Genomic DNA, 14,142 nt, shown 5'->3' with positions numbered 1-14,142 from the left:
GACAGGACGAAGGATCACGGCTGCACCTCCAGCTCTTTGGATTGGGGACGACCGATGAAGTCGCGCGGGCTGGCGCGGACATCGTCGATCAGGGACTGCAACGAACGGGTGGCGTCCTGCAGTTCTTCGATCGTGCCGCTCAGTTGCGGCAGACTGTTGGTGGTGAAATCGCCCAGCGGACGCTCAAGCCCTGTGATCGAACGGTTGGCCGAAGCGATGGCCGCACGGGCTTCGCCGGTCGCCGAGTTGATGTTGGCGATGGCTTCGCGGCCATCCGTATTGATGATCTGGCGCGTATCGACGGCCAGGGCCTGGTATTCCTTCACCGCAGCGTTGGCGTTGGTCACGGCCTCTTCCAACTGCTGGAAGATGGCCTTGCGGGCCTCAAGCTCGGTGGTCAGGGATTCCACATTCTTCACGCTGGTCGAGAAGCTGCGGATATTGTCGTCGGACATGACGCGGTTGATCCGATTCAGCGCATCCACCGTCTGGGCCAGCACCGTGCCCGAACCGCTCAGCAGCTCGGCGATGGGCGACGGCTGGCTTTGCAGCACCGGCACGACGTTGTCGGGATACTGCTCCTTCAGCAGGGCGCTGTTGGGCGAACCGGCGGTGATCTGGATGTAGTTCAGGCCGGTGATCCCCTGCGGCTCCAGCTGGGCGCGCGAGGTGACACGCACCGGCGTGGTGCCGTCCACGCGGACGCGAGCAATGACTTGGTCGCCGCGCTTGGTGTCGATGTTCAGGTCCGTGACCTCGCCGACGCGGATGCCGTTGAAATGCACCTCGCCGCCTTCCGACAAGCCGTTCACCGGCCCGTAGAAGACGATGTCGTACATGTCGTAATCGCTGTTGAACTGAAGCCGGGCCAGCCAGATAGTGAACACGGCCAGCGCCGCCAGAAGGCAGACGGTGGCGATCCCGACTGCGGCGTAATGTGCGTCTCTTTCCATAGTCGGCTCTCCTCAGGCCGCCGTCTTGGTGGCTGCGCGACCGCGCGGCCCCAGGAAGTATTCCTTGATCCACGGATGGTCGGAGCGTTCCAGCTCCTGCACCGTGGCCTTTTCAACGACCCGCTTGTCCGCCAGCACCGCCACCTTGTCACAGATGGCGTACAGCGTATCGAGGTCGTGGGTGATCATGAAGACGGACAGACCCAAGTCGTCCGCCAGCTGCCGGATAAGGTCGTCGAACGCCGCCGCGCCGATAGGGTCCAGACCCGCCGTCGGTTCGTCCAGGAACACCAGTTCCGGGTCCAGCGCCAGCGCTCGCGCCAGGCCGGCGCGCTTCTTCATCCCGCCCGACAGCTCGGCCGGTTTGAGGTGATGGTGCTCGGGCTTGAGCCCCACCATGGCGATCTTCAGTTCGGCCAGCTCATAGATGACGGCCTTGGGCAGTTTGGTGTGCTCCACCAGGGGCGAGGCGACATTCTCCAGCACGCTCAGCGACGAGAACAGCGCCCCCTGCTGGAACAGGATGCCGGTGCGCCGCTCGATGTCCGCCGACTGATCGTCGGTCAGGGTCGCACGGTCGTAGCCCAGCACTTTGACCGAACCGCCTTCGGGCTCCTTCAGGCCGATGATGGTGTTCAGCAGCACGGTCTTCCCCGCGCCCGACCCGCCGACCACGCCCATGACCTCGCCCCGCACCAGATCGAGGTCCAGGTTCTCGTGGATGGTGCGCTCGCCGAACTGGCTCAGCAGGCCGCGCACCTCGATCAGGTTTTCCGTCTCAGCCTTGAGGGCGTCGGTCATATGTTCAGCTCCAGGAAGACCAGAGCGAACACAGCGTCTAGCAGGATGATGGCGAAGATCGCCTGCACCACGGCGGCCGTCACACGGCGACCAAGGCTCTCGACGTCGCCGGCGACCGACATGCCCTGACGGCAGCCGATGGCGGCGATGACCAAGGCGAAGACCGGCGCCTTCACCAGGCCCACCATCATGTGCTGTGCCATGGTCCCGTCCTCAACCAGGCGTTGGAAGAAGAAGGCGGGGCCAAGGTTCAGCGAGGTCCAGCACACCACCAGACCGCCCATCAGACCGCCGATCATGCCCATAAAGGTCAGCAGCGGCAGCATCAGCACCAGAGACGCCACGCGCGGGATCACCAGGGCCTGGAACGGATTGACGCCCATGACCTGCATGGCGTCGACTTCCTGGTTCATCCGCATCGAGCCGATCTCGGCCGCGAATGCGGACGCGGAACGCCCGGCCAACAGCACAGAGGCGATCACCACCGCGAACTCGCGGAACATGGCCACGCCGATCAGTTGCACCGCAAAGACCTGGGCGCCGAAGTCGGTCAGCAGATCCACGCCGATGAAGGCGACCACCGCTCCGATGAAGAAGTTGGTGATCATGACGATCGGGATGGCGTCCAGCCCCGCCCGCTCGGCTTGGCTGACCCAGGCGGGCCAGCGGATGCCGCCGGGGTGTTTGGCGGCCTCGACCACGGCCGCCATCAGCCGCCCGAGAAAGGCCAGAGACAGCATGGCCTCGCCGCCGAAATCATAGACGCCCCGGCCGATCTTGGCGAAGGTGCGGATGAAAGCGCTGGGGCGCTTGGGGGCCGGGGCGCTCTCGCGCTCCAGCACTTCGATCATGTGGTAGATGCGGCCTGCCTCGGGGCGGTCTTTCCACTGACTTTTCGACAGACGACCGCTGGACGCCTGCACCAAGGCCAGAGCGCCGGCCGTGTCGAACCGGCCTAGATCGGCGGTGTCGATGCTGGCGATCTCGCGCCCTTCCAGGTCGCGGCTCAGCTCCGTCGGCAGGCGGCCGAGCGCCGTCGTCGTCCAGTCGCCGGACAGGCGCAGTTTGGCTGCGCCGTCCGCATCCACGATTTCATACTGCGGCTGGTTCATCGGGCCTCGAACGACCAGTCGGACATCGCGATCTTCCCCAGACCGCCCCTCAAGACAGCCAAAATCCCTACCGCGCTAATGGTCAAGCCGGAGTACGATGTCAACGCGCGATGACATTCACGCGGATGTTTGCCGTTCAACCGTGTCGAGACCGCCTCCCCCATTCGATTTCCCCAACCGTCACGCTGACGCTGATGCCAAACGCGGCCGAACGGGATTCGTTCTCGGATCAATCCATACGACCCCGAACCGCGACTAGATCGTCGATGAACAGCCGCCGCGCCTGAGCCTTGGCCTCCGCATCGGGCAGGCGCAGCAGGTAGGACGGGTGGACGGTCAGGACGGCGCTCGATCCATCCTCCAGCGGGATCGGCGCGCCGCGTTCCTGCATCACGGCGGGCTTGCGACCCAACAGCGCCAGACCAGCCGTCGCACCCAGGGCCAGCACCACCCTGGGCTTGATCAACCGCCGCTCCGCATCCAGCCACCAGCGGCAGGCCTGGACCTCGCCCGCGTTCGGGGTCTTGTGCAGACGGCGCTTGCCGCGCGGCTCGTGCTTGAAGTGTTTGACGGCGTTGGTGACATAGACGTCGGATCGGTCGATGCCGGCCTCGGCCAGAGCCGCATTCAGCACCTGACCGGCGGGTCCGATGAAGGCGCGGCCGGCCAGATCTTCCTGGTCACCGGGCTGTTCACCAACGATCATCAAACGCGCCGCCTTTGGGCCTTCGCCGCAAACGCCTTGTGTGGCGTCTCGATAAAGCGGGCAGCGCCGGCAGGCCTGAACACCGCTCGCCACCTCGGACAGGCTGTCAGGCACGGCCTCGGCGCCCGGTCGCGCGGAGTGAATATCCGGCGCCGTCACGCGCGCGAAACGTGGATTAGGTTCGGGTGCAGGCGTCGCGACCATGGCGTCAGTGCGAACCGCCGATGCCGCAACCAGTTCCGGAATCAGGACAGCCTCGGGCAGATTTTTCCAATAGGACTTGGCCATCTCGCCCTGCATCATCTTCACTTTCAGGCGGGCGGGGTTGAAAGTCGAGGCATAGTAGGTCTTCCAGAACTCCTCGATCTCGTCCTCGTCCGGCGCCATGTCGCGCGTGGCGGGCGGACCGAACCGCAGAGTCGCGCCGTCCCAGAAGGCCGATCCGTCCGGTGTCAGGATCGACCAACGCATGGTCGTGAACCGCCGCTGGAAGAAGGGCGCCGTCTTTTCCAAGACCCGGTGCGGCGGCTCGAACCACGCCACCCAAGCCTCGCCGCAGTCGTCGTGAACCTGACGAAAGCGCACGAAGGCCTTCATCTTGTGCGACGCCCGGCTGACGTTCTTGGCTCGCTCAAGGGCGTCGGCCACGTCTCGGTCAGAAATCACCTTTATCAGATCGGGTTCGTCTCTCAGCCGCCACAGCAGCCGATACATCAGGTCGAACCGGTCTGCAGATCGGTGCAAGATCACGTTATTGGCCAGATCGACGAAGGCGGCGGGGACGGAGAACTCCTTTTCTCTCCGCTCATCCCCGCGAAAGCGGGGACCTAGTTCTTTGGGCGTTCCACCTTCTACGGATGTCCCGCTGCCAATCCCCGACATCGCGCCACACGACAGCACTGGATCCCCGCTTTCGCGGGGATGAGCGGAAGAGGGGATATCAAACAATCCGCCTTGAGCAGCCTCCGATCCGCCGCGCACTACAAAACGCGCCGCCGCTGGCTCCACTCCAGCCAGTCGCAACGCCCGCGCCGCTTTGCGCCAGCCGTCGAAGTCCGTCTCACCGTCCAGCACCGCCGTCGCCATCAGAACAGGCTCAACTGCTCAGGCGTTCGGCTGGTCACGCGCGCCCTCAGATCCGCTGCATCCGTCAGCCCTCCCGGCGTCCAGTCCAGCGCTGTGATGAACGGGCGGATCTTGGCCACCGACCGCGTCAGCCGGCCGACATCCTCCAACCGCAAGGTCCGATAGCGTCGAACCGACACGATCCGGTCCACCGCCTTTACGCCCAACCCCGGCACCCGCAGCAGCATCTCGCGCGGCGCCCGGTTCACATCGACTGGAAACTGCTCGCGCTTGTTCAGCGCCCAGGCCAGCTTGGGATCGACCGCTAGGTCCAGCATCCCGTCCGCCGCCCCCTCCCCGATCTCGGGTGCGGAGAAGCCGTAGAACCGCATCAGCCAATCGGCCTGATACAGGCGATGCTCGCGCATCAGCGGCGGCTTGGACAGGGGCAGGATCGCGCTGGAATCCGGGATCGGGCTGAACGCCGAATAATAGACCCGCCTCAAGCCATAGCCGCCATATAGCGACGCACTGCGGTCCAGGATTTCCGTGTCCGGCGCACCGTCGGCGCCGATGATCAGCTGGGTGCTCTGACCGCCCGGCGCGAACTTCGGCGGCTTGATCTTATCGCGTTTGCCCGGCTTGGCCGCCTCGACGCCCAGCCGCACCTGGCTCATCGCCTTCTTGATGACCCCGACGTCCTTCTGCGGAGCCAGTCGGGCCAGGGCTTCGTCGCGGGGAAGTTCGATATTGGCCGACAGGCGATCGGCATACAGGCCCGCCATCTCCACCAGCTTGGGATCGGCCTCGGGGATCAGCTTCAGGTGGATATAGCCGCGAAAGTCGTGAACCTCGCGCAGGGTCTTGGCCACCAGAACCAGCTGCTCCATCGTATAGTCGCCGGACCGGATGATGCCCGACGACAGGAACAACCCCTCGATATAGTTGCGCTTGTAGAAGTTCAGCGTCAGGTCCACGACTTCGTCCACATCGAACCGCGCCCGCTCCACGTTCGACGACACGCGATTGATGCAATAGACGCAGTCGTAGATGCAGAAATTGGTCAGCAGTATCTTCAACAGGCTGATACAGCGACCATCCGGCGTATAGGCGTGACAAATGCCCATGCCCTCGGTCGAACCAATCCCCTTGCCGCCGACCGAGTTCCGTTTCGACGTTCCAGATGACGAGCAAGACGCATCGTATTTCGCCGCATCAGCGAGGACAGACAGTTTTCGACGCAGATCGAGACGAGCCATTGTTCATGATACGTTCTCGGATCATAAACGGTCCAGCGTCACCGTTATTTTTTCGAAAAGGCCGCTTAGCGCAGCAGATTCAACAGCGACGTATTCTTCAGCGAGTTGATGATCTGAGCCGAGGCCTCGATGGCGACCTGGGCCATCTGAAGGTCGGTGATCGCGCGCGCGGGGTCATAGCCGGACTTGTCCTGCATCATCTTCTGCAGGGCCGTCTTCTGGCCCTCCTGCGAGTCCAGCGCCGCGTCGACATGGTTCTGCATCAGGCCGTTCTTGGCCGTCTGGTTGGTCAGGCCGACGTTCGCCTTGTCCAGCTCGCCCAGCTGCGCCTTCAGGAAGGCGGTGACGTCGGCGTTCGGTTGCCCGGTCAGGGTTCCGGCCCCGGCCGGCGTATAGGTCACCCCACCCACCGTCACGGGCGTGCCGTTCTGGAAGGCCTGGATGTTGCGGAAGACCTCCGTCAGCGGCCCGCCGATCTCGCTGGCCAGGAAACCGGTCTCGACCGTCGTCTTCTCGTCGATGCGCGACTTCTGCTTCAACGTGTCGTTGGCGAAGGTCGAGGCGACCGAGGGCGCCGTCGCGAGATCGGCCATGGATCCCGCCGTCGCCGGGGCGATGTCGCCCTGACCGCCAGCAAATAGATACGATCCCTGGTGCTCGGCGTTCAGTCCGCCCTGGACCGTCTGATAGTTCAGGCTCAGCTCGGTCATCAGGTTGGTGATGTTGCCCGCCGCCATGCTGGTGGCGATGGCCTCGCGTGCGCCGGTTCCGCCTTCGTAGATGCGGCTCATGGCCAGATCCTGCGCGCTTAACCGCGCCGCCACGGCCTCTCCGGTGGAGATGAAGCCCTCCAGACGCGCCTGGGTCGAGGTTAGGCTGGTCAGTTGTTCTGCGCCTCGGCCATAGCCGGACATGTCGGTGGCGATCTTCTCGCTGTCGATCCGCTCCTGGGCCTGTTGCGCACGGCTTTGCGCATTCATCAGGCTGAGCAGGGCCGACTGGTAGTTCCCGTGGGTCGCGACGCGCGTCATTGCAGGATTCCGATCAGAACATCGTACATGTCCTTGCTCGCCTGGATCAGGCGCGCAGAGGCGTTATAGGCTTGCTGGAAGGTGGTCATGTTGACCAGTTCCTCGTCCATATTGACCCCTTCGGCCGAGGTGCGACGGCTGTCCGCCTCCTTGGCCAGGGCGGACGCGGTTTCGCTGCGGGTCTTGGCCGCCGAGGCCTTGCCGCCGATCTCGCCGGCGAAGTCCGCCGCATAGGACGACAGGGTCTTGTTCCCGCCCGAGTTGCCACCGGCCGCGCTGAAGGCGACGTTCTTCTTGCCCACGTCGCCCAGCACGAGCCCGCCGCGCCCGTCGCTCTTGCTCAACGCCGGCGTTCCCGCCGCCGCGGACAGGTTCAGTTGCGCCAGGGCCAGCTTGCCCGGATCCTGCTGGATGTCGCTGCGGACCGTATAGGCTTCGGCGCGCGTCGATCCGGTCGCGCCCAGGCCGAACAGTTGCGACATCGATACGCCGGACGGATCCTGGGTCGTGCCGTCCTTGACCACGCTCATGGTGGTGACGGAGGGATCGTAAGCCTTGAACGACAGCTTGCCCGCCGCATCCAGGCTGAAGGCGCCGTAGCGCCCGACGCCCGTGATCGGATCGTTCAGCGCACCCAGCATCTCGCCCATCGTGCCCGTCCCGGCCGGGACCGAGACGGTGATGTCGCGTTGCCGCGATCCCGACTCGCCGGCGAAACGCAGCGTCAGGCTCTCGCCCGGATCGAAGCCGTGTTGCGACGTCAGGCTCAGGCCGGTCTCGTAGAAGCTCGGCGTGTTGGTCGAGACCAGATCGTTCAGCCCGAACCAGTGCGAGAAGCCACGACCGCCCTTGGCGCTGGGCGATGTCGCATCGTCGGCGATGGCGACCCCGTTGCCGCCCGCGCCGTCCAGTTGCAGCCGCCCTTCCGAGAAGCTGGCCGTCGCGGCGCCCCCCATCTGGGCGTTCAGCACGCTGAGGAAGGTCGAGGGATCGGCGGCGACGCCATTGACGGTCATCGTGGCGCCGGAGAAGACGATCTGGGCCGAGGCCTGCACCACGCCCGCCGCATTGACCGCCGTGATCGTCGTCGTTCCGGTAAAGCCGGTCAGGGCGTTCTCCAGCGACTGACCCGTGTTGCGTCCGGCCAGAGTGGTCGGCGCCGGCACGCTGCTGTTGGCGTTGTGGGCGCGGTTCAGTTCGTCCGCCAGCTTGGCGGTCAGCTCGCCCAGACGTGCCGCAGCCGCCGGCGCATCGACATCGCGGATCTCGACCAGACCCTTGATCTGCCCCGACGATACCCCGTCCAGCAGGGGCCAGCGCGTGCCGCTCGGCTCGGTGATCATGATGTCGGAGAAGGCCGTCATGGCGCCGACCGTGCCGGCCGCCTGATAGGACAGGGTCGCGGCGCCTTCGCCCACCAGGGTCGTGCCGGCGTTTGTGCGCAGGGTCACGCCGCCGTTCGAGCGAGCCTCGACCTTCACATCCATATATTTCGACAACTCGTTGATCAGGCCGAGTTGTGCGTTCTGTGCGCCGGTCACGTCCTCATTGGTGACCGTGCCGGAAGCGATGGTCTTGTTCAGCTTGGCGATCTGTTCCAGCAGCGGATTGACGGTCTCGATCGCGCTTTGCAGACGGCCGTCCGCTTCCTGGCGCGCCGACTGGATCTGGGCCGCGATGCCCGAGGCCTGATTGAAGATCGCCTGGGTCTTGTAGATGGTGTCCTGACGGCCTGCGGACGAGGTCGGGCTTTCGGCCAGGGTGGCGTAGCTGGCGAACAGCTTATCGACCTGGGCGAAAAAATTGCTGTCGCTGCTGGGATCGCCGAACTGGTTCTGGATCTGGTCGTACAGTTCGTAACGCACGGTCTGGCGCGCCGCGTCCGACCCCGCGCTCAAACTCGCCGCCTGGAGGAAACGGTCTGTAGCCAGGCGAACCCGCGTGACATCGACGCCGGAGCCATAGCCGTTGGTGACGGCGGCGGATTGATCGGCGATCTTGCGGACGTAGCCGGGCGTATCGACGTTGGCGATATTGTCGGCGGTGACGCGCAACTGGGCCTGGGCGGTCTTCAGGCCCGACGTGGCGATGTTCATGATCGAGTTCAGCGACATTGACGCGTCTCCCCCGCCCTACCCGGCAACCGCTGCATTGTCGCGCGCAGTTCTTGCCCAGCCACGCGCCGCCCTCGCTCGCACAGAGCGTTGTTTTTCAACAGGATCACAGATCGGGCAGCCGTCATGATCGGCAAGACGCGCAAAGGTCGGGCCAACAGCGACAGATGCGGTTTTGGACTGGGCGCCGCTTTGAAGCGTATTCGTCCACAGCCGGGCAAAAAATGGCGATAGCGCGGCAATAAACGACCGCCGCCATGACGACCGCTCACCGGACGGACTGTATTACCCACTGTTTTTGTTCGACTAAGGTCTTGGCCCGACCCTTGCGTCGATGACGGCGAACCCTTGGGCGCAGCAGGCGCCGACCTTACCCCTCACGAAAGCCGCCGCGCTTCCATGTCGATCGCCTCCGCCCTGTTTGCGCCTGCCGCTCCGGTTTCGACCGGAACGCCGGCTGCCGCCTCGGGCGCAGACATGGCCGACGCCGGCCTGTTCTCCAGCAAGATCACCGCTGTCCTCGACGCAAGCCTCGACACTGCGCCGGTCGAGCGGGTCGCGCCCGGTCGTTTGACGACCGCTCAAACCCTCGGCGTCATACTGACCCAAGCCGTCGGTGACGAAACGAGCGCCGTCGCGCCTGACCTGATGGTCGAGGCTCCCGCGCCGGCCACACTCGAGACTGCAGACTCCAAAATCCTCTCCGGGACCTCGGACGAGACGGCGACAGGCGTCCAGGACTCGGCGAACGATGACGATGATGCGAGCGTCATCATCTCGTCACCGTTCCCCACGCCGCAACAAACACCGCCGGTTTCACCTCTGTCGGCGGCGACGCCGCAGCCGCTCGCCGTAGACGTGTCCGCTGAGCAAGCCGCTGAGACCACACCCCCGACGACGCCAACTGTCGAGATGAAGGCGCCGCAAGGCCTCGCGACGGTCACGCTCCTCTCTTCGACGACAGGATCGTCGGCGACGCTGCCCCCCGCCACAACAGACGGCATTGCATCGGATGTCGCCGCTGCGACGGCTTCATCATCGACCGAGGCCAACGCCAAAACTGCTGCTGCCGTCGTTCTACCCGAAGCCGCCAAAGCGGTTGCAGCCGAACTGGGCGATCTCCTCGCGGTTGCAAAGGCGACGCCGTCGCCGACCGCAGCGATGACTTCGGACAAGGCCACGGCCGATAACGACCAGAGCGAAGCTGCTCAATCGGCATCAATGGCGAGCGCCCAGAAGCCCTCAGCCGCCCCCACGCCTGCGGTTCAGCCTAGGGCGGATGCCGCTACGCGGCCGGCTGAAGCTGCGGCGCTGACCATTGCCGCGCCGAACACCGCCAAGGCCGCCGTTCAGCCGACACCAGCGGACGCCGCCAAGCCGTCCGCCTCCTCGCCGATCGCCCACGCCATGACGGCCGCCCAGATTCCGGCGGCCCAGGTGCAGGTCTCGGTCGCGGCGGCGTCGTTTAAACCAGCTCAGACCATACCGGCCGATATCGCCGCAGCGGCGGTCGTGACCGAGCGTTCCGCCAAGTCCGAAACGGCCTCCGTATCCGACCAACCCGCCCAGGCCGCATCTGGCGACACGCCACCGCAGACGCTACCCGCGCCCACTCAAGCCGCGCTGCCTCTTAAGCCTTCGCGCCACGAACTGGCTCAGCAAACCAGCAACACCGCCACGACGCCTGTCACGGCCGAAACGACCGATGCGAAGACGACAGACGTAGAGACGACATCTCTGGCGGACGCCGGCGCCGTGCAGCCAGCCAAGCCGACGGTGACGACCGACACGGCGGCCGCCCCAGCGCTTCTCGCGGTCGCTCCTACCGCCGCACAGACGACCAACGCTGCTCCCGCCGACACCCAGGCGATCCAGCAGGCCGCTGCGCCGGACCGCGACCTGGGCCTCTCGACCCTGTCGCGCGCGACAGCCGAAACCACCGCCCAGCTCGCTGCGCAGATCGCACGCAAGCTGGACGGCCGTTCGACCCGGTTCGACATGGTGCTGACGCCTGAGGATTTGGGCCGCGTGGATGTGCAGTTGGAGATTGGAAAGGACGGCCAGCTGTCCGCCCGTCTCGCCTTCGACAATCCTGCCGCAGCCGCCGATCTGAAAGGCCGCGCAGACGAACTGCGTCGCCAACTTCAGGACGCCGGCTTCCAGGTCGCGGGCGATGCGCTCGACTTCTCGCAACGTGATCCGTCCGCAGGCGGCGGCGCCTTCGAGCGCCAACAGCAACGCAACGCCCTGTTCGCCGGCGGCTCTCGCCTGGCCGCCCAGGCCGACACCCCCATAACTCCAGCGCCCGGCGCCTGGATCAACCATTCCCAGACGCCTGACCGCGTCGATCTGAAGGTCTGACCCCATGGTCGACGCCATCTCCACTGCCGACGCCTCTGGTCGTCTGAACAGCAGCAACACCATGCTGGCCTCGAACTTCGAGACCTTCCTGACACTGCTCACGACGCAGATGAAAAATCAGGACCCGCTGTCGCCGCTGGATTCCAACGAGTTCACCGGACAGCTGACCCAGATGGCCGGCGTCGAGCAACAACTGCTCACCAACGATCTGCTGACCAGTCTGCTGTCGGCTCAATCCGCAGGCGGGCTCGACAACGCGTCCAACTACATCGGCAAGAGCGTGACCGCCGCCTGGACAGCGACCGAGTTCAACGACGGCAAGGCTGCATGGGCCTACGAACTGGGCGCCGACGCCGACAAGGCCACATTGCAAGTCGTCGACAGCAAGGGCGCCGTCGTCTGGGAAGGCGCCGCGCCTGACAAGACGTCCGGCCTGCACACTTTCAACTGGGATGGCACGTTGAAGGACGGGGGCAAGGCCGAGGACGGCGGCGTCTATACCCTGAAGGTCGCCGCGACAAACGCCACCGGCGCTAAGGTCGACGCCCAGGCCCTGATCCAGGGCCGGGTGACCGGCGTCGAAATGTATAACGGCGCGCCATACCTGGTGATCGGCGACTCCATCCTTCCGCTTTCGACCGTGATCTCGCTGAACGAGATCAAGGCGCAGGCAGACAACGACACCGACGATACGGAGAATCCGAACGTCCCCACCGAGGAGGCGGCCGCATGATGCGATCCGCCGCCTTCCCGATGATCTTCATTTAAGGAGCGTTCTTCCATGAGCCTCAACAGCGCAATGCTGGCCGGCGTGTCCGGTCTCGCCGCCAACTCCGCCGCCCTGGCGGCCATTTCCCAGAACATCGCCAACGTCAACACCGTTGGCTACAAGCGCACGGCCAGCGAGTTCCAGACCCTGGTCAACAGTCAATCGGCCTCGGGCGGCAGCTATTCGGCCGGCGGCGTCACCACCAACACTCGGTCCTTCATCGGCCAGGAAGGCCAACTGCAGCGCACGAGCGAGAGCACCGATCTCGCCGTCAGCGGCCAGGGCTTCTTCGTCACGACGACCCAAGCCGAGGGCGTCGGCGCCACCGACAGCCGCCTGTTCACCCGCGCCGGCGCGTTCCGCGTCGACAAGCAGGGCTATCTGAAAAACAGCGCCGGCCTGTATCTGCAGGGCTGGCCGGTGGACTCCAACGGCGAGATCGCAACCGACCCGTCCGACCTGTCGCGACTGCGCTCGATCAACATCGGTTCGGTGGGCGGCACCGCAGAGCCGACCACTCGCGTCCAGATCAACGCCAACCTGCGCTCGACCCAGGTCGCCACCGCCGCCGGCAGCGCCAGCTCCTATACAGAACCCTCGACGCCCCCCACCGCTACCGATCACACTGTGGACGTCAAATACGAACCGGTTCGCGATCCGCTCGTCGCCGGTGGTTATGTGCCCAACCAATATACCGTGAAGATCAAATCCGGCACGCAGACCGCGACGGGCCTGGCGACGTTCGATCCCGCCACCGGAAACATCACGGCGTTGACGATGAACGCCCCCAACAACGGCACGATGACGCCAGTAGGGACGACAGCACTCACGTTCACCCCCGCGACCGGCGCGCCGTTCACGATGAACCTGTCGGACATCGGGCTCGCCACGAATGTCGCCGCCACCCAGAAGTACGACCCGAAGTCGAACTCGATGGCCGAATACAATGCGGACGACGACGCGCCCACCGGCGTGAAGCCGGACTTCAAGATGAACATTCCGGTTTCGGACTCCAAGGGCGGCCAGCGCAACCTGGAAATCCGCTTCCTGAAGAGCGACGAGCCGAACATCTGGTACGCCGAAGTCGTCGCGGTGCCCGCCGACGACGTCGTGACGGGGGGCGCGTACGCCAACGGCCAGATCAAGACCGGGAAGATCGCCTTTACGCCTTCTGGTCGCCTCGACGTCGAGACAATGCAAAACTGGCCCGCCGGCACGGGCCTGTTCGACGATCCGACCCAGGCGACGCTGAATTTCGGTGAGTCCGATCCCACCCAAGTCATCGATCCTCTGGTCGCGGCCGATAACTATCAGGTCAAGTGGGCCGACGGCTTGGGCATCGCTGCCCAGACCGTCACGTTGGATCTTAACACTTCGGCGGGGGGTCTCAGCCAGTTGAACACTGCCTCGGTGGTGCAATCGACTGTCACCAACGGCACGGCCTTCGGCAATCTGAGCGACATCACGATCGACGAGGGCGGCTTCGTCACCGCCGTCTTCGACAATGGCGTGATGCGCCGCATCGCCCAGGTCGCGATCGCCACCTTCCCCAGCCCCGACAGCCTGAAAGAGGTTTCCGGCAACGCTTACAGCGTCAGCCTGCAGTCCGGCACCTTTAACCTCAAGGCGGCAGGAACCGGAGGTGCAGGCACCATTGCCGCTCAGCAGCTGGAGTCCTCGACGGTCGATCTGTCGGCTGAATTCACCGGCCTGATCACCACCCAAAGGGCCTATTCCGCCTCATCCAAAATCATCACCACGGCCGATGAAATGCTGGCCGAGCTGATCAACATCAAACGCTGATCGGCGAGTAAGTAAGCGTTAGTCTCGATGAATTGTCGCGCAATCAAGGTTGACAGAGTCGTTCGCGGAGGGACGGATTTTATTCGTTCCTTCACCACGACGCTTAAACGGACCTTAGTCGGGCCGACCTACCTTCATGACACTACGGTGTTGGTGAAAGAGGCATAA

General features: G+C 64.8%; 10 protein-coding genes. 3 read left to right on the top strand and 7 right to left on the bottom strand.

Features of this window, described 5'->3' with window-relative positions; translation table 11 throughout:
- Window positions 1-14: 14 nt before the first annotated feature.
- From ACZZZD_RS00690 to flgK, 7 genes are all read right to left on the bottom strand, one after another.
- Entirely contained in the window at window positions 15-953 is a 939-nt protein-coding gene (locus ACZZZD_RS00690; protein WP_463431686.1) for an MlaD family protein, read from the bottom strand.
- Between the two features lie 12 nt (window positions 954-965).
- Window positions 966-1,754 (bottom strand): ABC transporter ATP-binding protein, encoded by a 789-nt coding sequence (locus tag ACZZZD_RS00685; protein ID WP_463431685.1) that lies wholly within the window; start codon window positions 1,752-1,754, stop codon window positions 966-968.
- A complete protein-coding gene (locus ACZZZD_RS00680) occupies window positions 1,751-2,866 on the bottom strand; it encodes an MlaE family ABC transporter permease (protein WP_463431684.1) in 1,116 nt (371 codons plus the stop codon). Before ACZZZD_RS00680 ends, ACZZZD_RS00685 begins: the two co-directional genes overlap by 4 nt.
- A 229-nt stretch (window positions 2,867-3,095) precedes the next feature.
- Window positions 3,096-4,454, bottom strand: a complete 1,359-nt coding sequence (locus ACZZZD_RS00675; RefSeq protein WP_463436042.1) for a UdgX family uracil-DNA binding protein — start codon at window positions 4,452-4,454, stop codon at window positions 3,096-3,098.
- Between the two features lie 203 nt (window positions 4,455-4,657).
- Entirely contained in the window at window positions 4,658-5,896 is a 1,239-nt protein-coding gene (locus ACZZZD_RS00670) for a putative DNA modification/repair radical SAM protein (RefSeq protein ID WP_463431683.1), read from the bottom strand.
- Between the two features lie 65 nt (window positions 5,897-5,961).
- Complete coding sequence (locus ACZZZD_RS00665; RefSeq protein ID WP_463431681.1) at window positions 5,962-6,927, bottom strand: flagellin; 966 nt, start codon at window positions 6,925-6,927, stop codon at window positions 5,962-5,964.
- A complete protein-coding gene (gene flgK / locus ACZZZD_RS00660) occupies window positions 6,924-9,041 on the bottom strand; it encodes a flagellar hook-associated protein FlgK (protein ID WP_463431679.1) in 2,118 nt (705 codons plus the stop codon). Before flgK ends, ACZZZD_RS00665 begins: the two co-directional genes overlap by 4 nt.
- Before the next feature lie 399 nt (window positions 9,042-9,440).
- On the opposite strand from flgK, the gene ACZZZD_RS00655 reads away from it, so the two are divergent.
- From ACZZZD_RS00655 to flgE, 3 genes are read left to right on the top strand one after another with little or no spacing between them, the layout of a single operon-like run.
- A complete protein-coding gene (locus ACZZZD_RS00655) occupies window positions 9,441-11,402 on the top strand; it encodes a flagellar hook-length control protein FliK (protein WP_463431677.1) in 1,962 nt (653 codons plus the stop codon).
- A gap of 4 nt (window positions 11,403-11,406) precedes the next feature.
- Complete coding sequence (locus tag ACZZZD_RS00650) at window positions 11,407-12,135, top strand: flagellar hook assembly protein FlgD (RefSeq protein ID WP_463431675.1); 729 nt, start codon at window positions 11,407-11,409, stop codon at window positions 12,133-12,135.
- Between the two features lie 48 nt (window positions 12,136-12,183).
- Entirely contained in the window at window positions 12,184-13,974 is a 1,791-nt protein-coding gene (gene flgE / locus ACZZZD_RS00645) for a flagellar hook protein FlgE (protein ID WP_463431673.1), read from the top strand.
- Window positions 13,975-14,142 lie beyond the last annotated feature (168 nt).

The sequence above is a fragment of the Brevundimonas sp. AC546 genome, from assembly GCF_979258305.1.
This window is presented reverse-complemented; position numbering and strand designations above follow the sequence as displayed.